The organism is Gryllotalpicola reticulitermitis, from assembly GCF_042651345.1.
Taxonomy (GTDB): domain Bacteria; phylum Actinomycetota; class Actinomycetes; order Actinomycetales; family Microbacteriaceae; genus Gryllotalpicola; species Gryllotalpicola reticulitermitis.
The window spans coordinates 237,087-257,352 of the sequence record NZ_JBHSCN010000002.1 but is presented as its reverse complement, the minus strand read 5'-3'; the positions used below and the strand labels follow the sequence as shown (position 1 = coordinate 257,352).

Here is a 20,266-nt window from a genome sequence, read left to right as displayed (position 1 = left end):
AGCGCGCTACACCCAGGCGGGGGCGCTCAAATCACGGTCTCGCGACATCCGTGACCTGACTGAGATCGGCTTCTGTGCCGATCCTTCGAGAGAGCCGCGCAGCATTTAAGTGTGCGTTCTCCACGTATGAGCATTTCACGCGACCCCCGGCTGTGGCCGGCGCTCGCCGTCGGCGCGTTCGGCTTTGCCGTCTCGTTCGCTCTGAGCTGGATTCCGTCGCTCGACTTCAATGAGGCGGCCACCGTCATCTCCGCACTGCGCCCGTGGCCCGCGCTATGGCAGGAGATCCACCATGTCGACGCGGTGCACGCGAGCTACTACGCGTTCATGCACCTCTGGTTCGACCTCGTCGGCTACACGCCCCTCACCCTGAGAATTCCGGCGAGCATCGCAGCCGGCGTCACTGCGGCGCTGCTCGTGGTGCTCGGCACGCGCCTCGCGGGGCGCCTGCACGGCGTGGTCGCCGGTCTGATCTTCGCGGTGCTGCCGCAGAGCATGTGGATGGGGTTCGAAGGGCGGCAGTACGAAGCGAGCATGGCGCTCGCCACGGGAATGGTGCTGGTATTCCTCGTGGCGCACCGCCGCACGATTCACGGGGAGCGCTCGTGGCCGTGGTGGTGCGGCTACGGTCTGCTCAGCATCGTCAGCCAATACATCTTCGGCTATCTGTTCATGGTCGACATCGGCCTGGCGGTACTCCTCGTGCTGCCGCTGCTGCGGCGGACGACCCGCTCGCGCGCCGGTCTGCGCTCGCTCGGGCGGTTCGGGCTCGCCGTCGGGTGCGCCGTCGTGGCATGGGTGCCGCTCGCGGTGCTCGAGGTGCACGAGCAGGGCCAGGTCTCCTGGATCACCGGCATCACGCTCGGCACCGCCGACCAGGTCCTGGTGTCGCAGTTCTTCCCCGGTGCGCCGTTCTTCGCCGTCGTCGGCTGGCTGGCGGCGATCGCGGGCGGCGTTGCCGGCGTCGTGGCGTGGCGGCGAGGCATCCGCTCACCGGCCCGTCGTGTCGCGTCGGTCGCGCTGCCCTGGCTCCTCATCCCGACCACCCTGCTGCTCGTCGCGACTGCGTTCGGCCACCACCTGTACTACCCGCGCTACGTCGCGTTCAGCGCGCCGGCCCTGGCGCTGCTCATCGCTGTGCCGTTCACGTGGTTGTGGCGGCTGCCGGTGCCCGCGCTCGGTCGCGCGTCGCTCGAGTGGGTCCGGCGGCGCCGGCAGACCGTGTGGACGGCGGTGGCGATTGCGGCGGTGTTCGCGCTGGTCGCGCCGACCTGGGCGGCGCAGCGCACGCCGGGTTCGAAAGAAGCGGATGCCTGGAACCAGATCGCCGCTGTCATCACCGCCGAGCGCAAAGAAGAGCCGAAGGGGGCGCGCAACGTCGTCGTCTTCGGCGCGGCGCACGCCCACAAGGTCGCGACCTCACAGGTGATCGGCGACCTGTACCCGCAGGCGTTCCGCGGAATGGACGACATCACCCTCGCGCAGTCCTACGACCGCACCCACAGCCTGTGGGACACGAGCCGCCCGCTCGACGCGGTGCTCAGCCGCACGCGTGGCGCCAACTACGTCTGGGTGCTCACCACGGTGCAATCGCACCAGGCGCCGGCGGACATCTCGATGCTCGCCAAGGTCGGCTTCCGCGTCAACGAGCGGTGGCAGATGAACAAGGAGGTCGTGGTGCAGCTCGTGCACGCGCCCAAACCGGTATAGCGCGCGAGTGCGCCGCGACGCGAGCGGATGCGATGCGAACGGGCGTGATGCGAACGGGCGCAGCGCGAGCAGATGCCCGCTAGCGGTTCAGGCGACCGGGGCCGGATGCGTGCGCGCCCAGTCCTGCATCACGTCGAGCACCGCATCGGGATTCTGGCGCGGCCAGCGCACGTGGTCCCACGCGACCCCGCCGTTGGCGCTGCGGTCGACGTGCACGCGGTCCGGATGCTCTGGGCCCACCCGATCGGCCAGCATGTCGACGGCGCGGGACGAGACGAGCGTGTCGCCGTCGAACGAGAGCTGCAGCACGGGCGGCTCCACGTGGTGCAGCGCCTCCTCATAGTCGACGTCGGTGTTCGACAGGATGAAGCGGTTGGTGCGCGCCTCGCGGTGCCAGTCCGCGATCATCGTCCGCGGCTGCCGGTCGCCGAAGCCGAGCCGGTCGCCGGGGAAGTAGCCGAGCGCTCTCGTGATGGCGAGCGCCGTCGGCGTGATGAGGCGCCGCTGCAGCTTCGCGACCGCGCCGTCGCGCGAGGTGTAGTGCGCGGCGCCGCTCGCGACGGTGACGATGCGCTCGGGGTGCAGCACACCCGCGCCGGTCGCGGTCAGTGCGAGCAGGCCACCGAGGCTGTGCCCGACGACCGTGAGGCGCGGGGTGTCTGCGAGCGGCGTCTGCGTGAGCGCGGCAGGCAGGTCCTGCTCGATGAGTGTGGCCCAGCCCCAGTCATATCGGCGCACATCGGTCGTCGAACTGCGCGGACGACCGCGGAACTCGATGCCGAACACACGGATGCCGCGGGCCGCGGCCCGCTCGAACAGAGGGCGGTAGTACCCGACGGGCACGCCGAGCGCCGGAAGGAAGAAGACGGCTGATGAGGCATCCGCCGGCCCGTATTCATCGACGACGGTGTGGGTGCCGTCCGGGGCCGTGATGCGATGCTCTGTTGCCACCTCGCCACGCTAATCGGTGCGTGCGCTCCGGCTGTGCCGCTTGTGAGGGGCACACAATTCCCCGCCGCGTGAGACCCAATACAGTTGTCGCCATGTCGAGACCGCTGGACTTCGAAACGCGCCAGATCCACGCCGGTGCGATCGTCGACGCCGAGGCCCAGGCGCGCGTCACCCCGATCTATCAGACGGCGGGTTATGTGTTCGACGGCTTCGACGACGGCGAAACGCGCTTCGCGGGCCGCGGGGGCCGGGCGTACTCGCGGAACGAGAACCCGACCAACTTCGTCGCCGGCCGGCGTATCGCCGACCTCGAGGGCGGCGTCGACGGCATCGTCGTCGCGAGCGGTCAGGCGGCGATCGCGGTCACCGTCTCCGCGCTGGCGGGCAGCGGCGACCACGTGCTCATCACGGCGTCGCTGTACGAGGGCACGAACGAGATGTTCCGCGGAGTCCTCGCGCGCCAGGGGATCGAGGCCGAGTACGTGCCCGAGTCGGCAAGCGACGCGGAATGGGCCGCACGCATCCGCCCCAACACCAAGCTCATCTACACCGAGAGCCTGCCGAACCCGCTCGGCCAGGTCACCGACCTCGAACGGTTTTCGGCGCTGGCGCACGCGCACGGTGTGCCGCTCGTCGTGGACAACACGGTGCCGACGCCGTACCTCGAGCGTCCGATCGAGTTCGGGGCCGACGTGGTGATCCATTCGACGTCGAAGTGGCTGTCGGGGCACGGCTCGGTCATCGGCGGCGCGGTCGTCGACGCCGGGCGCTTCGGCTGGGGGGCGAGCGGGCGCTTCCCCCAGCTGACCGCGCCGCCGCGGCCCGGGGTCGGGTCGTTCGTCGAGCGCTTCGGGCCCGGCGCTCTCGGCGCGTACCTGCGCTCGGTCGTCGTGCTCGAATACGGCCCGACCGTTCCGCCGACCAGCACCTTCCTGCTGCTGCACGGGATCGAGACGCTGTCGCTGCGCATGGAGCGGCACGTCGCGAATGCCCGCGCCGCCGCGGAGTGGCTCGAAGGGCGGCCGGGTGTGGCATCCGTCTTCTACCCGGGTCTCGCATCGAGTCCGTACCACGCGCTCGCTGCCAAATATCTGCCGCTCGGCGCGGGATCGATCGTCTCGATCGACCTCGCCGGCGGCCGCGATGCGGCGCGCGCCTTCGTCGACGCGCTCGAGCTCATCACGCCGATGACTCACATCGGCGACGTGCGCTCGCTCGCGATCCATCTCGGGTCGACGATCCACCTGAAGCTCAGCGAGGAGCAGCGCCTCGCGGGCGGCATCACTCCCGGCCTCGTGCGCCTCTCGATCGGCATCGAGAGCGCCCGCGACATCATCACGGATCTGGAGCGCGGGCTGAGCGCGGCCACCGCCTGATGCGCACGCGCTGCCCGGATCCGGTGTGCGCGCCTCGGGTTCGAGCAGCGGGTCGCGGATCCGAGCAGCGCGTGCCCGAGCAGCGCGTGCCTGCCCCGCGCTAGGCGATCGACGCGGCGATGCGGTGCACGGCCTCCGCGACCGTCGCCGGATCGCAGGCGAGGTTCGCGCGCACGAAACCGCGGCCGGGCGCGCCGAAGCTCGGCCCCGAGTTGAACGCGACGCGACCGATCTCGCGCAGCGACACCGCCGGGTCGTCACCGAGACCAGTGGCCCGGAAGTCGAGCCACACGAGATAGCCGGCGTCGGGGCGCACGAGGCTGACGGACGGCGCCTCCGTCGCGAGCCGCGACCCCAGCAGCTCGATGTTCCGCGTGATCTGCGCAACGGCTGCGTCCCGCCACGCCGTCGCCCCGAGTGCGGCGAGGTTGGCGTGCAGGCCGAGGATGCTCGTGCGCGCCGCGAGTTCGTCGGGCAACCCGGTGAGCAGGGCCTCGGCACGGGCATCCGCTGCGACGATCACCGCGCACTTGAGCGCCGCGAGATTCCAGCCCTTGCTTGCGCTGGTCACGGTCACGCTGAGAGCCCCGGCGGCCGACGCGATCGGTGCGAACGGAGCGAAATCGGTGCCGGGGTGCGCGAGCGTCGCGTGCACCTCGTCGCTGACGATCACGACGTCGTGCGCCGCGGCCAGGCGCGCGAGTGCCTCGAGCGTCGCGCGGTCGTGCGTGCGCCCGGTCGGATTGTGCGGGTGGCAGAGAATCATCGCGTCGACCCCCGCGCGGAACGCCGTCTCGAGCCCCGCGAGATCGAGCGACCAATCGGATGCCTCGAGCAGCGGCACCTCGACGAGCCGCGCCCCCGTCTCGCCGACCATCTCATAGAACGGGCTGTAGACCGGCGGCGTGATGACGACGCTGCCGCCTGCGCGGGGGACCACCAGCCGCAGCGTCTCGACGACGCCGACGGTCACATCGGTCGCCAGATGCACGTGGCCCGGGTCGACGCGCCAGCCCCAGGAGTCCTCCGCGAACGCGGCGAACGCCGGTGCCAGAGGGCCGGGACCGTCGAGGTAGCCCGTGTCGCCGGCGGCCAGAGCATCCGTCACCGCCTCGATCACCTCGGGCGCGACGCCGAAGTCCATCTCGGCGACGAAGAGCGGTAGCACGTCCTCCGGATAGCGGCGCCATTTGATGCTCGAGCGCGAGCGCCGGAGCTGGGGCAGCGGCAGGGCGGGTTCGAAACTCACTCCCACAGGATGCCGTGAGCGCGGCGGCGAGCCGAAATCGGATGTCTCAGGACTGCTTCAGCCGCTTCTTCTCGGCCTGCACGTCAAAGCTCGGCGGCGGCCAGCTGAGGTCGAGGCTCTCGAGCGCACCGACCAGCAGGCGCTGCACCGCGATGCGGGCGTACCACTTCTTGTCGGCAGGCACGACGTACCACGGCGCCGCGTCGATCGAACAGCGCGTGATCGCCAGCTCGTACGCCTCCTGGTACTCGTTCCAGAAGCCGCGTTCGGTCACGTCGGCCGGGTTGTACTTCCAGTACCGGTCGGGGCGGTCGAGGCGCTCCTGCAGGCGCTCCTTCTGCTCCTCGGGCGAGATGTGCAGCATCACCTTGACCATCGTGATGCCGCGCTCGGCGAGGCCGTTCTCGAACTCGTTGATCGCGCCGTAGCGGCGCTCGATCTCGGCCGGCGGCGCGAGGTGGTGCACGCGCTGGATCAGCACGTCCTCGTAGTGCGAGCGGTTGAAGACACCGAGCATGCCGCGTTTCGGCACCCGGCGCGACACGCGCCAGAGGAAGTCGTGCCGGCGCTCCCACGGAGTCGGCGCCTTGAACGAGGTGAGCGCCACTCCCTCCGGGTGCGTCGACCCGACCACATGCCTGACGGTGCCGTCCTTGCCGGAGGTGTCCATGCCCTGCAGGATCAGCAGCACGCGCCGCTCGTCGCCCTCGACGCCGCGCGCGTAGAGGCGCTGCTGCAGCTCGGTGAGCTGGGCGCGTCCCGCATCGAGAACCTGCTGGCCGGTGGCCTTGTCGCCCAGTTTCTTGTCACCCTTGAAGCCGGGGGTGGACGCGGGATCGATATCGGCGAGTTTCGTGCCGGGCAGCGCAGCGAGCGCGACGGCAGGATCGTCCTTCCATGCCTTGTGCATGTGCAGACTCTATTGCGGTGTCAGCCGCGTGGCACCGTAACGTCAGGCGGCGTCGTGCAGGCGGCCGAGCAGTCCCCACACGGCACGCGTCAGGTCGGGGTGCTCGAGAGCGATGCTGCGCAGCACGCCGTACTCGAATCGCTCGGCTGCGGTGTGCGGTGCCGACGGGTGATAGGCGCGTGCGCGCTCTTCGTCGAGACCCTGTGCCTCGATGCGCTCGAGCCGCAGCGTCAGCACCACCTGCTCGTCGACGGTGGGCAGGTCTGGCAGGAATTCCCAAGGATCGTCGCCGAGACGGCACTTGAGTTCGATGAGAGCTGAGAGCTCGTCGCGTGCCTCACGGCGACGCATCTCAAGGTCCTCACCCCCGGCCATGCGGGTCACGATACGCCATCGATCTGACCGATATTCGAAGCCACTGCTGGCCGCCCCGATGCTATGGTTCGACGTCGGCGGCGAGACCGCTACGGCCCCACGTACCTTCCCCGGGGGCGCAACCGCAGCGGGCGTTCCTCGTACTCGGCGAGCGCATGGGCGATCCACCCCACGACCCGCCCGACGGCGAAGATAGCGACGCCCGCGTCGGCGGACAGCCCGGCCGAGAGCGTCAGCGCCGCGAGTGCGAGGTCGACATTCGGGTGGATGCCGGCGCGACGCAGCACCTCGGATGACACCGCGTCGACGGCCGCGAGGATCGGTGCCGCCCCGGGCAGTTCGGCGATGAGGGGGAGCAGGGCGCGGGCCCGGCCATCCGTACCCGAGTACAGCGCATGCCCGAAGCCGGGCACGCCGCGGCCGCCGTCGCGAACCGCGCGCGCCAGCGCGGCATCGGGTGCCGAGCCCGCGACCACATCGGCGAGCAGGGCGGCGGCCGCGCGACTCGCGTTCCCGTGCAGGGGTGAGTCGAAGGCGCCGAGCGCGGCCGTCACGACTGCGTACCCCGATCCGCGCGCCGACGCGGCGATGCGTGCGGCGAGGGTCGAGACCGCGAGGTCATGGTCGACGAGCAGAACGAGCGCCGCATTGACGGCACGGATGCCTGCCGCACCGGTCGCAGTGCCGCCGAGTGCGCGCCAGAGTGTTGCGGCGACCGACTCGGCTGGGTCTGGGTCTGGGTCTGGGTCTGGGTCTGGGTCTGGGTCTGATCCAGAGTCGCGGCCATGGTCGTCGTGCATGCCGGCGGGGAGGAGGGCTCGTGGGATTCCCGCGAGCAGAAGGGCGCCCGCGCGGCGGAGGCTCTCTGGCGTGGCGTCGTACCGCAGAGGGTCGGCGGCGGCGAGACCGGTGATCGCCGCGTGGATGCGATCCAGTTCTGTCGCACCCGGCGGGAGCGCCGCGATGAGCGCGCGCGCCGTCGCGATCGCCTGCGCGTCGGGTTGCGAATCCGGCTGCCGGTCCTCTGCGCCCCAGAGCCATACGGCGATGTCTTCGACCGGTCTGTCGATCAGAGCGACCGCCGGGCGACCGCGGTAGTACAACTCGTCGTCGTCGATCTGCGCGATGTCGGTGTCGAGGACCATCAGCGGGGTGCCGGGCTGCGCCGGGGCGCGGGTCGTGGCCGCCGACGGGTCGCGCCGCCGGGCACGAGCGAACGCCTCGATCTCGAGCGGGTCGAAGCTCGAGCCGGCGGCCGAGCGTTCGCGGGCGAGCAGGCCGCGCGACACATAGGCGTAGAGCGTCGCCGGTTTCACGCCGAGGCGCGCCGCTGCTTCGGCGGCGCTCAGACGCGGCAGAGCATCCATATTGATCCGATCAATATTGACTACAACATGATCATGTTCCCACACTGAGCCCATGGACACGACCCTGATCGATGTGCCGCGCGGGCTCGCGAACGTCGCCGTCGCCGAAACAGCCATCAGCGACGTCAACGGCGCCGCGGGGTACTATCAGTACCGCCAGTACTCGGCCGTTGAGCTCGCGCGCACCGCGAGCTTCGAGCAGGTCTGGTATCTGCTCGTCGTCGGCAGGCTTCCGGACGCCGCTGAGCTCGCGGTGTTCCGAGCCCGGATCCTCGCGGCGCAGAACTCGCCCGAGCTCGACCGTGTGATCGACACGCTGCGCGGGGGAGTCGGCGGGGCATCCGTCAGCCCGCTCGCGGGCCTCAAAGCCGCCTGGCCGCTCGTGGCCGCTGCGCGAGGTTCGCGGCCCCTGTACGACCTCGCCGACGATGAGCGGCTCGCGGATGCAATCGAGCTGGCCGCTCTCGCCCCGGTCGTGCTCGCCGCGCTGCACGGCGGTCGACGTGAGGTCCTGCCGGAGCGTGGTGTCGTCGCGAACTATCTGTACCAGGTGACGGGCGACGTGCCGGACGCCGAGCACGAGCGCGCCCTGACCGCCTACCTGATCGCCGCGATGGACCACGGCTTCAACGCCTCGACGTTCACTGCGCGGGTGATCGCATCGACAGGGGCCGACGTCGCGTCATGTCTCGCGGGAGCGCTCGGCGCGCTCTCGGGGCCGCTGCACGGCGGCGCGCCCGCCCGGGCGCTCGACAGCCTCGACGCCGTCGGATCGGTCGACCGCATCGAGTCGTGGCTTCGCGGGGAGCTCGCCGGAGGGCGCCGAATCATGGGTTTCGGGCACGCGGTCTATCGCACGGTCGACCCGCGGTCGGCGCTGCTCAAATCGGTTGCGCTCGAGTTCGGCGGCCCGCGAGTGGAGTTCGCGGTCGCGTTCGAGCAGACGGCCGAGCGGGTGCTCGCGGAGTACAGGCCCGAGCGTCCGCTGCATGCCAACGTCGAGTTCTACGCCGCGATCGTCATGGAGCTGTGCGGGCTGCCGCGCGAGATGCTCACACCGACGTTCGCCGTTGCGCGGGCCGTCGGGTGGACGGCTCATGTGCTCGAGCAGGCACGGGATTCGAAGATCATCAGGCCGTCGGCGCGCTACGTGGGGCCGGAACTGGCGCGCTGAGGCGGTCGTCTCGCCCAGCACAATCCGCCGGTGCGCGGAGTTGTCCACAGAACGGATGCCTCGGCCCGAGGTACCCGGACGGTGCCCGGCAACATGGCCGTCATGGATCGCAACGAGACCGACCGCACCGACCAGACCGACCGGACTGACCGCAGCAGCCCCATTGACGAGATCGGCGAGATCGGCGAGATCGACGAGACCGACCGCGTCGACGAGATCGACGAGATCGATCAGATCGACCCCGCCGCGCCGCTGCGCAGCGACGACGAGATCACGCAGCGCATCGCGCTCCTCATCGGGCGCGCGTACCGGCGTCAGCTCTGGTTGCTCTTCCTCGACGACCACTCGCGCATGCTGCCGACGCTGATGCCGAACGACGAGCTGCCGTCGCCGCTCGGGGCCGAGCCGGCGGCGGCGATCGCGGCGATGCTGCGGCAGGCGATCGCGGGCACTCCGATCGAATCGGTGATCCTCGTGTGGGAGCGGCCCGGCGGCCCGATCGCCAACGCGGCGGACAAGCAGTCGGCCGCCGAGCTCGCTTGGGCGTGTGCCGACGCGGGCGTGCCGGTGCGCTCTCAGCTCATCAGTCACGACTTCGGCGTGCGTGCGCTCAGCGCGGAGGAGTTCACACCGCTCGCCGACCTCGAGATCGAGCGGGCGGCCGGCTGAGCGACGACGTCGGCGAACGATAGCGTGGGGGACGTGACCGACAGCGCAATCGACGGATACATCGCCGACCTGACCGCCTTCATCGAAGCGTCGCCCAGCTCGTACCATGCGGCGGCCGAGGTGGCGCGCCGCGTCGAGAACGCCGGATTCACCCGGCTGGCGGAAACCGAGGCGTGGCCGGTGAGCCCCGGCCGCTACGTGGTCGTGCGAGACGGAGCTGTGATCGCGTGGGTCGTGCCCGAGGGGGCCGCGGCCACGACTCCGTTCCACATCCTCGGTGCGCACACCGACTCGCCGGCGTTCAAGTTGAAGCCGAAGCCGACGGTCGAGTCGTCGGGCTGGCTGCAGGCCGGCGTCGAGGTCTACGGCGGTCCGCTGCTCAACTCGTGGCTCGATCGCGAGCTCGAGCTCGCCGGTCGTATCGTCACGCGTGACGGGCGCGAGCACCTGGTGCGCACGGGGCCGCTGCTGCGTATTCCGCAGCTCGCCATCCATCTCGATCGCGGGGTCAACAACGACGGGCTCACCCTCGACAAGCAGCGGCACACGCAGCCGGTGTTCGGTCTTGCGGCGGACGCGCCCCTTGCCGGTGGCGACCTCGTCGGCCTGCTCGCCGAGGTCGCGGGCGCGCGGGCCGGCGACGTGCTCGGCTACGACATCCTCACCGCGGACACGCAGACACCGGCGCGTTTCGGCCTCGATCGCACCCTGTTCGCGAGCCGTCGCCTCGACAATCTGAGCTCGGTCCACGCCGGTGTCGTCGCGCTGATCGCGGCGGCGCAGGCGCAGTCGGGACGCAGTGACGGCGCCGCACAGATCGCCATGCTCGCCGCCTTCGATCATGAGGAACTGGGCTCGGCCTCGCGCTCCGGCGCGTCCGGGCCCTTCCTCGAAGATGTGCTGACGCGTGTCTCGGAAGGGCTCGGCGCGACGGCATCCGATCGTCGACGCGCGTTCGCCGCGAGCTGGGTCGTGTCGGCGGATGCCGGGCACTCGGTGCACCCCAACTACCCTGAACGGCACGACCCGGTGAATCGGCCGCTCGCCGGTGGTGGGCCCCTCCTCAAGATCAACGCCAACCAGCGCTATACGACCGACGCGGCGGGCGCCGCGCTCTGGGCTCAGCTGTGCGAGACGGCCGGGGTTCCGTATCAGGAGTTCGTATCGAACAACACGGTGCCGTGCGGGTCGACGATCGGTCCGCTGACGGCGACGCGTCTCGGTATCGCGACGGTCGATGTCGGTATCGCGCTGCTGTCGATGCACTCGGCGCGAGAGCTGTGCCACGTGGCCGACCCGGTTGCGCTCGCTGCCGCGGTCACGGCGTTCTTCGCTCTGGGCTGACGGCGCGTAGCCTGCGCCGGTTAGGTGCGGTGCGTCGGCTTGTCGGGCCACGGTTCGTCCGGTGGTACCGGACGGTCGGCCCGCGGTTCGCGGGGTTGTGCCGCCCGGTCAGTCTGCGGTTCGTGCGGCCTCGTCGGCACGCGCCTGCTTTGCGCGGGCGTTCTCGGCGCGGACGGCGGCCTGCGTGGCACGCTCACGCACGAGCCACGGGGGCGGGCTCGCGAGCAGCGCGGAGATCTCGGCCGTCGTGAGCGCCTCAGTCACCTCCGAGCGGGCGAGACCCGACACGGAGACGCCGAGCTTCCGGGCGACGACGTCACGCGGGTGCGGGCCGTTCAGGCGCAGCTGGACGAGCCATTCGGGCGGGGTCTCCTGCAGCTCCTGGAACTCGGCCCGCGTCAGCGCGTTGGCCTGGAACGACTCGGGCGCCGCCGGCAGGTAGATGCCGAGCTTCTTCGCGGCCGTCGCCGGCTTCATGGCGTCGGGGCCGGCGGCTCGGGGCTCGTTGTCGCTCATGGGTCCCAAGGCTAGCCGGGTTTCGTGCCGTGGCCATCGCGCCCCCTCGGCCCGCGCCGCCCAACCGGGGCCTGCTCGGCCTCGCCCGCTCGGCCCGCGCCGGCTCGACCCGCGTCCGCTCAGCCGGTGCGCTCAGCCTCGCCGGCCCAGCCTGCGCCCGCTCAGGCGCGCCGCGTAGCCTGGGCACGTGCCCGGCCGCCTTCGCATCAGCTACCCGCGGGGAGTCACGCCCGGCAAGTGGGCGCGGATCTGGGGCGAGCGATTCCCGCGCACCCCGCTCGAGCTGGCACTGGGCACCGCTGTGACCGATGTCGACGCCCAGCTCGCGGCAGTGCGCAACGGCGAAGCCGCGCTGGTGTTCCTCCGGCTGCCCATGAGCGATGCCGGCGAGCCGGCGTGGCCGCGTGGTGCGCGCCCCGAGGACGTCCACTTCATCGCGCTCTACGACGAGCTGCCGTTCGCCGTCGCCGCGAAGGGCAACGTGATCGAGGCGGCGAGCGAGATCACAGTCGCCGACCTCGACGGTGAGGTGAGGCATCCGTTCGACGACGACATTGCGATGACGGTCGAGATCGTCGCCGCCAACGTGGGGGTTGTGGTGGTGCCGCAGTCGATCGCGCGACTCTACGCACGCAAGGACGTCGTCGCGCGGCCTGTCACCGACGCTCCAGGCTGGCGGGTCGGCATCGCGTGGCCGCGCGCCTGCGACGAGCCGCGCGTTGACGACTTCGTCGGCATCGTGCGCGGCCGTACGGCCAACTCATCCCGGGGTGTGGGCGGGAGCGGCGCCGACGGGCAGGCTGCGGGAAATACCACCGACAAGCGCGGCGGTCGCGGGAAGGGCTCTACTGCTGGGCCGCGGAGTGGCGATGGAGGCGAGCGCCCGCAGCGGCCAGCTGGCGGTCGCCCGGCTCGCCCGTCTCGAGCGGGGCGGCGGGGTCGGCGCTCCACTCGCTGAGCGATCCGTCGTAGATGCGCACGTCGTCGCGCCCGATGAGGTCGAGGGCGAGAGCGTCGCCCGCGGAGGCGATGCCGCTGCCGCAGTACGCGATGATCGGGTCGGGAGCCGTAGCCACGTCCTCGAGGAGCTCGCGCAACCGGCCGAGTGGCAGGTACGCGCCCGTCTCGCGGTCGGTCAGCTCGTGCGCCGGGACGCTGACGGATCCCGGGATGTGGCCGCCCCTCGCGCGGGCCCCGGACGCGCCGAGGAAGTCCGAGGTGGGCAGAGCGCACAGCAGAACGGCGTCCTCGTCACCCGCCACGACCGCCTCGACGTCGCGCTTCGACGCCCATGCGTCTGACGCCTCATAGGCGGAGAACTCGCCCGCGCGCCGCGGTCGCACGTCGCCGACCTGCGTGGGGCGGCCTTCAGCGACCCATTTGCGGTATCCGCCGTCGAGAACCCGCACGGGAAAGCCGAGCGATTTGAACAGCCACCACAGGCGCGCCGCCCAGATGCCGTGATTCGTGTCGTAGACGACGACGGCCGTGTCGTTGTCGATGCCGTGCGCTTGCGCCTCGCGCTCGAACTGGCGCACGCCAGGCCGCGAGAAGGCGTACTCGCCCTCGGGGTCGCTGAAGTCATCGAACAGGTCGGCGAAGACGGCGCCGGGAATATGCCCGTTGATCAGGTATTGCTCTTCGCCGCTGACGTAAGCGCGGCCTCCGCCGAAGCCGTCGACGGTGAGAACGGTTGCATCAAGCACCACGAGGCCGTCTGCGCCGAGATGGTCCGCGAGCCATTCCGTGGGGACGAGCGGTGTCTCAGGGAGTCCGTCGAACAGTGGCTGTTGCACGAGCGCCATGCTAGACGCGATGTTCAGTGACCGTTAAGGGCCTTGCGGTGGACATTTTTCGTGTCGATCTCTGATAAGCAACCAGAGTTGACACAACGGCGTAAGCAACATAAGTTGCTACCCATGCACGTCAGCCCTCCGGATCCCGTCGGCGGCGCAGCAGACGACCTGGCCGCCGTCGTCGCCCTGCGCGAACTCGCCGACCGTCTGGAGGATTCCGCCGTCGAGCGCGCGCTGCGCGATGGATGGTCGTGGGCGCAGGTGGCCGAAGCGCTCGGCGTCACACGACAGGCGGTCCACAAGAAGCACCTCAGCCGGTTGGCCGGCTCAGACATCGACCTGAGGAGGCGCAATGCCCGCGGTTAGCCGCCACCAGGGCGGGTCGGTCGAGGAACAGCGCATGCGCCCCGATGTGCGTGGCATCGTTCAGCTGGCGGCCGTCGAGGCATCCAATCGCGGCTCGAACGTCATCGAGGCCGAACACCTGCTGCTCGCGATCGCATTCCACCGCGCGAACCCTGCCGCCCGTGCGCTCGCCGAGCTCGGCCTCGACTACGCCGCGATCGCGACCGCACTCGAGGCAGAGCGAGCCCGCGCGCTCTCGGTCGCAGGAATCCAGCCGTTCGCGCCCGAACGGCTCGCCTCGACCCAACGCGACCGGCGATCGCGACTGGGTGCCTCCTTCCGCGACGCCCTCGCGCGCGGCCACCGCTTCTCATCGACGCAACGGCGTCACACCATGGGCTACACCGATGTCGCGATCGGCATCCTCACCGCAGAGCTCGGCACCGTGCCGCGCGCACTCGCAGTGAGCGGCTTCGACCGAGACGCTCTGCTCCACGCCCTCAGCTCCATCCCTGAAAGCCCACGTCAGCGCATGTAAGCGCGCGTGTAAGCGCCCCGACAGAGCCGTGAAAGTGCGGCATCCGATCATCGAGACATCCAGTTCGATTCACTCAAGCAAGGACCCAGACATGACTTCCACCGAACTCGCCGTCGAGGCCACAGGCCTCGTCAAGGTGTTCGGGTCCAACCGGGCGGTCGACGGCGTCGACCTCAACGTCCAGGCGGGCACCGTCTACGGTGTGCTCGGCCCGAACGGAGCCGGCAAGACCACGACCATCTCCATGCTCGCGACGCTGCTCAAGCCTGACGGCGGCAGCGCCCGCGTCTTCGGCCACGATGTCCTGCGCGAGGCGCAGGTCGTGCGCCAGCTCATCGGCGTGACAGGCCAGTACGCGTCCGTCGACGAGAAGCTCTCGGCCAACGAGAACCTCTACATCTTCGGCAGACTCCTCGGTCTGTCGGGCAAGCAGGCGAAGGCGAAGGCCACCGAGCTGCTCGAGGCCTTCGGACTGACGGACGCCGCCAAGCGCCCGCTCGCGAAGTTCTCCGGCGGCATGCGCCGCCGCCTCGACCTCGCCGCGTCGCTCATCGCGCAGCCGCCCCTCATCTTCCTCGACGAGCCCACCACCGGCCTCGACCCGCGCACGCGCGGCCAGATGTGGGACACGATCCGCAGCCTCGTCGCCACCGGCTCGACCGTGCTGCTCACGACCCAGTACCTCGACGAGGCCGACCAGCTCGCCGACCGCATCGCCGTGATCGACACCGGCAAGGTGGTGGCCGAGGGCACGGCCGACGAGCTCAAAGCATCCGTCGGCACGTCCTCGCTGATCCTGCGTCTGACGGACCGCAACGACACCGGCGAGGCGCTGCGCCTCATCGCCGAGGTGTTCGGGGTGCAGGGCACGCCGACACCTGAGGCGGGCCGCATCACCGCCCCCATGTCGAACCCCGAAACGGTCACCGATCTGTTGATCCGTTTCCGTGAGGCCGGCATCCGCCTCGACGAGTTCTCGGTGCAGAAGCCGACGCTCGACGAGGTCTTCCTGACCATCACCGGCCACGGTGTCGAAACCGCGACCGACGAGCCCGCAGAGGAGGTGCTCGCATGACCACCCTCGCCACCACGCGCATCGTGCCCGCCGCCGAGCGCAAACTGAAGAACCACACGAGCATCGCCCAGACGCTCTCCAACTCGCTGATCATGGCCTACCGCGGCCTCGTCAAGTTCCGGCGCACGCCGGAGCAGTTCTTCGACGTGACGCTGCAGCCGATCCTGTTCACCGTCATGTTCACGTTCCTGTTCGGCGGTGCCGTGACCGGCACGCACGGCGACATCTCGGGCTACCTGCCGACGATCATCCCGGGCGTGCTCGCCCAGACGGTGATCACCTCCTCCGTCGTCACGGGCGTGCAGCTGCGCGAGGACATGGACAAGGGTGTGTTCGACCGCTTCCGGTCCCTGCCGATCGCGCGCATCGCACCGCTCGCCGGAGCGCTCACCGCGGACACCCTGCGGTACGCGATCGCGACGATCATCACGTTCCTCACCGGATTCGTGATCGGCTGGCGCCCCGCGGGCGGGTTCTTCGGTCTCGTGCTCGCCGGCCTGCTCATCGTCGCGGTCGCCTGGGCGATCAGCTGGATCTTCGCCTTCTTCGGCGTGATCGCGCGCACCGCCAGCTCGGTCCAGGGCATCTCGTTCATGGTGCTCTTCCCGCTGACGTTCCTCTCCAACGCCTACGTGCCCACCGGAACGATGCCGGGCTGGCTTCGCGCCTTCGCCGACGTGAACCCGGTCTCGCACGTGATCACCGCGATGCGCAACATCGTGGCGGCGCAGCCGGTCGGCGCGAATGTCTGGTGGACACTGCTCGGCGCCGCCGTCATGGTCGCGGTCTTCGCACCGCTGACCGTGCGTGCGTACATGCGCAAGGCCTAGCTGCGGCGGGCCGCGGCGCGTCGGGGGCGCGCACGCGGGCGGCACACTTCACGCCCGGGGGCACACAGGAATCGGATTCCGGTGTGCGCCCGGGCGCTTCGTGTGCCGCTCGCGCCTCGCGCCTCGCGGCCGTCACGTCACAGCCTGGTCGTACGTAGAAGGTCGTCCACGCGCGCGGTGCAGGCCGCGAGATCGGCGCGAGCCGCGGTGCGGGCTCGGGCGTCGGCCACGGCGGATTCCCCGAGCACCCGCTCGGCGAAGGCGAAGGCCCGCTCGCGCACGAGCATCGGCTGGTCCTGCCGGGAGTGCATGCGATCGCCGAGGGCGATGAGCTCTGCGGCGACCGTGCGCTGAGCATCCGTCGCCTGCGGGAAAGCGAGCACACCGAGAGCGAGACCCAGCGCCGCCGTGGCGAGCACCGGTCGATCCACGAAGTCGGGGCCGCCCCGCTGGCGCACCTCGACTCGCGCACCGATGCGCAGGCTCCGCCAGATCGCGAGCGTCGCGTCGTCGACGCGATCGAGGTAGACGGATGCCGCGATCGCGCCCGCGCTGCTGATCAGGTACCACGCGCCGGTCGCTGAGACGCCCGGCCGGGCTCCGTATACGCTCACGGCGCGGCGATAGAGCTCGATGGCTTCGTCGGTGTTCCCGTCGACGGCCGCGATCTCCGCGAGTCCCGCCCAGCCGATCGCGCGGACGTCGAAGACGTCGAAGCCGTCCTGCTGCGCGGCGTGCTCGTCACTGACGAAACGATCGAACGCGGCCACGACGCCGTCGCGGCGGCCGAGCTTGAGCTTGTTGATGCCGGCCGTCCAGTCGGATTGGTTGATCTCCTCGACCGCACCGATCGCCGTGAGGTGGTCGCGGGCGCTCGCGGCCCAGGCGAGGCTCTCTTCGGGGCGGTTGTCCTGGCTCGTGAGGTTGGCGAGCAACTGCGCGGCCTGGCCGGCGATCCAGTCGAGGCCGAGCCGCTCAGCGACCGTCCACGCCTCGCGCGCGTAGCCGAGAGCGCGCTCGAGGTCGCCGCTGTTCTCGGTGAGCACGCCGCTGAACAGGTAGGCCATCAGCTGCACCATCTCGTCACGCGACTCGCGCAGCTGCTCGAGTCGCACCACCGCAGCGTGCGGGGAGTGCGCGCCCGCGATCATCAGCTCGGTGCCTTCCGCGAGCCACGGCGACACGGTGCCGGACCGGACCAGGCGCCGCAGGCGTACCCCGGCGCGGACGCCCGCGCGCAACAGCTCTCCGGCGGGCAGCTGATTCAGCGCCTCGAACTCGGGTGGCAGCTGCGCCTGCTGCCGCTGAATCGTCGGTGCGCGATCGCCGGGGCGCCGGGCGAGATCGCCCGAGCTGTGCGGCTCGGACGCGCTCGGGATCGGGCCCCGGCCGGACCCCGGCCGCGGCGCACGCGAGCCGGCCACGCCCATGATCGTGGCGAAGAGCAACGTCACGGCGGCCGCGTCGGGTGCGCCGGCCGGCAGTTCGCTCTTCGCGACCAGCTCGGCGACGGCCGGCGTGAACGACAGCGCTTCGCGGAACTGATTGCGCACCAGCCAGTGGAACAGCAGCGCGGCGAAGATCGGCACGATCGTGTCCGCGTCCTCCGCCTCGATGGCGGCGCGCAGCACGGCGACCAGATTGTCGTGCTCGACCTCAAGCGAGCGGACCGCACCGGTCTGGCCCGGCGTGGGAAGCGCCGCGAGGGTGTCGAGGCAGAAGCCCCGCGCCCAGCGCGCCTGCGCGGCGGCGACAAGCGTGTCCTCGCCGGCGTCGACGAGCGCCATGTCACCGAACTCACGCACGGTCTCGAGCATCCGGTAGCGCAACCCCGCGCGGCCCTCCGAGACCGACACCAGCGACTGCGTCACGAGCGCATCGAGATCATCGGATGCCTGTACTCGCGCTTCCTCGGTCACCGGAGGGTTGCGGCTCGTCGCGTTCGTCGCGTTCGTCGCGCTCTTCACGCCTGTGGCGACGGCCGCACCCGTCACGTCCGTCCTGCTCGCCGCGGTTCCCGCGCGCGTTACGCGCGCCGCGTCTGCTGGGTCTGCTGCGTCTGCTGCGTCTGCTGCGTCTGCTGGGTCTGCTGCGCCTTCTTCGCCCGCGGCGGCGGCGGCATCGGTCGGTGCGGCGTCGGTCGGTGCGACGCTGCCCTCGGCAACGGCGACGTCGGTCGCCGCCGCGGCCGAGAACCCGTCGGGGAAACGCGACAGGCGGCGCAGCATCCGTCGCTCCGATTCGGTGAGCAGGTTCCAGCTCCAGTCGATGACCGCGATGAGCGTTCGGTGCCGCTCGGGCGCGCTGCGGTCCCCGCCGCGCAGCAGCGCGAACCGGTTGCTGAGGCGCCGCTCGATCTCGTCGACCGACATCGAGCGGATGCGTGCTGCCGCCAGCTCGATCGCGAGCGGCAGGCCGTCGAGGTGCTCGCACAGGCGTGCGACCGCGTCGAGGGGGAGTGCCGCCCCGGGACGCGCGGCGCGGGCGCGCTCCACGAAGAGCTCGACGGCAGGGCCGCGGCTGTCGTTCGCCGACAGGGAGCCCAGCGGGTACACGCTCTCCGCGCCGAGCTGCAGCGGCGCGCGGCTCGTGGCGAGCACGCGCACGCTCGGCACCTCGGAGAGCACCTGGTCGACGAGCTGCGCTGCGCCCTCGATGACGTGTTCGCAGTTGTCGAGCACGAGCAGCGTCTCGCGTTCGGCGAGGGCCGCACGGATGCGCGTGCGCACCTCGAGCAGCATGATGGGGTCGCGCAGACTCACTCGCGCAGAGCCCACCTCGCCGATGCCGAAGGTGGCGGCGACGGCGAGCGGCACGTCTTCTGCTTCGCGGATGCCCGCGAGCTCCACCACGACGACCCCCGGAGTCGTCTGCGCCGCACGGTTCGCGAGCTCGTGAGCGAGGCGGGTCTTGCCGAGGCCGCCGGGCCCGAGGATCGTCGTGAGGCGCGAACTGCGCATGAGCTCTTCGAGTGCGGCCACGTCGCTGTCGCGCCCGATGAGCTGGTTCGGAGCCGCGCGCAGTCCGATCGCAACGCGCTTCGGTGCGGTGCGCGCTGGCCGGTTCTCGTCGGCGCTGCTCGGATCCGGACCGCCCCAGGCGGATGCCTGTGGCCGACCCGCGTGATCGCTTGTGCCTGTGCTTGTGCTTGTGCTTGTGCTTGTGCCTGTGCCTGTGCCTGTGCTCGAGGCCGTGCCTGGGCCGGTGCGGGTGCGTGGCGCAGGCTCGGTACCGGGGGCCAGAGCGGTGCCCGGAACGGGTGCGGTGCCCGGGGCGGCTGCGCCTCTGAGGCCGAGGTCTGCGTCCGCACCCGGGTCTGCGCCAGTGCCAGCGCCCGTGCTCGCGTCGCCGCTGGTGTCCGGAGAGCCCGCGTTGCCACGCAGCAGGGCCGCGTTCGCGGCGACGAGCTCAGGCCCGGGGCGCGCACCGAGCTCATCGCCGAGGCGCTGCTTGTAGTCGGCGAAGACGTGGAGCGCTTCACTGCGTCGCCCGTCGGCGGCGAGTGCCCTCATCAGCAGCAACTGTGCGTGCTCGTCGAACGGTGCGGCGGCGGCCAGCGAGCGTGCCGCGTCGACGGCGGCGGTCGAGGCGCCGGAGTTCAAGGCATCCGTCACCCGCGATTCAAGCGCGCGAGTGCGCACGGCGTGCGCCGTCTCGCGCAGACGATCGGCGAGCTCGGTGTCGCCGAGGTCGGCGCCGGGCTCCCCGCGCCGCGCGGCACCGGGGACCCACAGATCGACGGCATCCGTACCCAGCCGGTAGCCGCCGGCCACGTATTCGATCAATTCGTCGCCAGCGACCGCTCGCACGCGGGACACAAGCGTCTGGAGGGCGGCCCGCGCGTTTCGAGGCGGCTCGTCCTGCCAGATGTCGTCGACGAGCGAGCCGACCGACACGACCGCGCCCTTCGCGAGCACGAGGGAGACGATCAGCGCCTTGCCGTTGGTGCCGGGCACATCGACGATCGCGCCGCCCGGGGTTGACACCCGTACCGGCCCGAGTACCTGGACGCGTGCCGCGCCCACGCCCGTCTTCGCCACC

18 protein-coding genes are annotated in these 20,266 nt (G+C 70.8%); 10 read left to right on the top strand and 8 right to left on the bottom strand.

Going from position 1 to position 20,266, the window contains the following annotated elements; all coding sequences use genetic code 11:
- Positions 1 to 126 precede the first annotated feature (126 nt).
- Positions 127 to 1,710 carry a glycosyltransferase family 39 protein gene (locus tag ACFOYW_RS01670; RefSeq protein ID WP_390226848.1) on the top strand — a complete coding sequence of 528 codons (1,584 nt, stop codon included), beginning with the start codon at positions 127 to 129 and terminating at the stop codon, positions 1,708 to 1,710.
- Positions 1,711 to 1,797: 87 nt separating this feature from the next.
- Here the strand turns inward: ACFOYW_RS01670 and ACFOYW_RS01665 are convergent, their stop codons facing one another.
- Complete coding sequence (locus ACFOYW_RS01665) at positions 1,798 to 2,661, bottom strand: alpha/beta hydrolase family protein (protein ID WP_390226846.1); 864 nt, start codon at positions 2,659 to 2,661, stop codon at positions 1,798 to 1,800.
- Between the two features lie 92 nt (positions 2,662 to 2,753).
- Between ACFOYW_RS01665 and ACFOYW_RS01660 the strand changes: the two genes are divergently transcribed.
- Positions 2,754 to 4,037: an O-acetylhomoserine aminocarboxypropyltransferase/cysteine synthase family protein gene (locus tag ACFOYW_RS01660; protein WP_390226845.1), complete on the top strand. Its 1,284-nt coding sequence runs from the start codon at positions 2,754 to 2,756 to the stop codon at positions 4,035 to 4,037.
- Between the two features lie 100 nt (positions 4,038 to 4,137).
- Here ACFOYW_RS01660 and ACFOYW_RS01655 read toward each other — a convergent pair whose 3' ends face one another.
- The 4 genes from ACFOYW_RS01655 to ACFOYW_RS01640 all read right to left on the bottom strand — a co-directional run bounded on the left by ACFOYW_RS01655 (position 4,138) and on the right by ACFOYW_RS01640 (position 7,938).
- Entirely contained in the window at positions 4,138 to 5,286 is a 1,149-nt protein-coding gene (locus ACFOYW_RS01655) for a MalY/PatB family protein (protein WP_390226844.1), read from the bottom strand.
- Positions 5,287 to 5,332: 46 nt separating this feature from the next.
- Positions 5,333 to 6,196, bottom strand: a complete 864-nt coding sequence (locus ACFOYW_RS01650) for a polyphosphate kinase 2 family protein (RefSeq protein ID WP_390226843.1) — start codon at positions 6,194 to 6,196, stop codon at positions 5,333 to 5,335.
- Positions 6,197 to 6,238: 42 nt separating this feature from the next.
- Positions 6,239 to 6,571: a hypothetical protein gene (locus ACFOYW_RS01645; protein ID WP_390226841.1), complete on the bottom strand. Its 333-nt coding sequence runs from the start codon at positions 6,569 to 6,571 to the stop codon at positions 6,239 to 6,241.
- An 89-nt stretch (positions 6,572 to 6,660) separates the two neighbouring features.
- On the bottom strand, positions 6,661 to 7,938 hold the full coding sequence (locus ACFOYW_RS01640; protein WP_390226840.1) for a citrate/2-methylcitrate synthase: 1,278 nt from the start codon (positions 7,936 to 7,938) through the stop codon (positions 6,661 to 6,663).
- Between the two features lie 52 nt (positions 7,939 to 7,990).
- Between ACFOYW_RS01640 and ACFOYW_RS01635 the strand changes: the two genes are divergently transcribed.
- The 3 genes from ACFOYW_RS01635 (at position 7,991) to ACFOYW_RS01625 (ending at position 11,125) form a co-directional block, all read left to right on the top strand.
- Complete coding sequence (locus ACFOYW_RS01635; protein WP_390226838.1) at positions 7,991 to 9,112, top strand: citrate/2-methylcitrate synthase; 1,122 nt, start codon at positions 7,991 to 7,993, stop codon at positions 9,110 to 9,112.
- 102 nt (positions 9,113 to 9,214) lie between these two features.
- Positions 9,215 to 9,781 (top strand): hypothetical protein, encoded by a 567-nt coding sequence (locus ACFOYW_RS01630; RefSeq protein WP_390226837.1) that lies wholly within the window; start codon positions 9,215 to 9,217, stop codon positions 9,779 to 9,781.
- Between the two features lie 33 nt (positions 9,782 to 9,814).
- The gene (locus ACFOYW_RS01625; protein ID WP_390226836.1) at positions 9,815 to 11,125 is read left to right on the top strand and encodes a M18 family aminopeptidase; all 1,311 of its coding nucleotides are present in this window, start codon (positions 9,815 to 9,817) and stop codon (positions 11,123 to 11,125) included.
- A 108-nt stretch (positions 11,126 to 11,233) separates the two neighbouring features.
- On the opposite strand, the gene ACFOYW_RS01620 is transcribed toward ACFOYW_RS01625, so the two are convergent.
- Positions 11,234 to 11,602 carry a DUF5997 family protein gene (locus ACFOYW_RS01620; RefSeq protein ID WP_390227355.1) on the bottom strand — a complete coding sequence of 123 codons (369 nt, stop codon included), beginning with the start codon at positions 11,600 to 11,602 and terminating at the stop codon, positions 11,234 to 11,236.
- A 226-nt stretch (positions 11,603 to 11,828) separates the two neighbouring features.
- On the opposite strand from ACFOYW_RS01620, the gene ACFOYW_RS01615 reads away from it, so the two are divergent.
- Positions 11,829 to 12,599: a LysR substrate-binding domain-containing protein gene (locus ACFOYW_RS01615; RefSeq protein WP_390226835.1), complete on the top strand. Its 771-nt coding sequence runs from the start codon at positions 11,829 to 11,831 to the stop codon at positions 12,597 to 12,599.
- Here the strand turns inward: ACFOYW_RS01615 and ACFOYW_RS01610 are convergent.
- Positions 12,487 to 13,437 (bottom strand): sulfurtransferase, encoded by a 951-nt coding sequence (locus tag ACFOYW_RS01610; RefSeq protein WP_390226834.1) that lies wholly within the window; start codon positions 13,435 to 13,437, stop codon positions 12,487 to 12,489. The two genes, ACFOYW_RS01615 and ACFOYW_RS01610, sit on opposite strands and share 113 nt — an antisense overlap.
- A 123-nt stretch (positions 13,438 to 13,560) precedes the next feature.
- Between ACFOYW_RS01610 and ACFOYW_RS01605 the strand changes: the two genes are divergently transcribed.
- The 4 genes from ACFOYW_RS01605 (at position 13,561) to ACFOYW_RS01590 (ending at position 16,225) form a co-directional block, all read left to right on the top strand.
- Positions 13,561 to 13,803 carry a helix-turn-helix domain-containing protein gene (locus ACFOYW_RS01605; protein ID WP_390226833.1) on the top strand — a complete coding sequence of 81 codons (243 nt, stop codon included), beginning with the start codon at positions 13,561 to 13,563 and terminating at the stop codon, positions 13,801 to 13,803.
- The gene (locus ACFOYW_RS01600; protein WP_390226832.1) at positions 13,790 to 14,320 is read left to right on the top strand and encodes a Clp protease N-terminal domain-containing protein; all 531 of its coding nucleotides are present in this window, start codon (positions 13,790 to 13,792) and stop codon (positions 14,318 to 14,320) included. Before ACFOYW_RS01605 ends, ACFOYW_RS01600 begins: the two co-directional genes overlap by 14 nt.
- 91 nt (positions 14,321 to 14,411) lie before the next feature.
- Positions 14,412 to 15,395 carry an ATP-binding cassette domain-containing protein gene (locus ACFOYW_RS01595; protein WP_390226831.1) on the top strand — a complete coding sequence of 328 codons (984 nt, stop codon included), beginning with the start codon at positions 14,412 to 14,414 and terminating at the stop codon, positions 15,393 to 15,395.
- On the top strand, positions 15,392 to 16,225 hold the full coding sequence (locus ACFOYW_RS01590) for an ABC transporter permease (protein ID WP_390226829.1): 834 nt from the start codon (positions 15,392 to 15,394) through the stop codon (positions 16,223 to 16,225). The genes ACFOYW_RS01595 and ACFOYW_RS01590 overlap by 4 nt, the downstream gene beginning before the upstream one ends.
- A gap of 137 nt (positions 16,226 to 16,362) precedes the next feature.
- Here the strand turns inward: ACFOYW_RS01590 and ACFOYW_RS01585 are convergent, their stop codons facing one another.
- On the bottom strand, positions 16,363 to 20,265 hold the full coding sequence (locus ACFOYW_RS01585) for an AfsR/SARP family transcriptional regulator (protein WP_390226828.1): 3,903 nt from the start codon (positions 20,263 to 20,265) through the stop codon (positions 16,363 to 16,365).
- Position 20,266 lies beyond the last annotated feature (1 nt).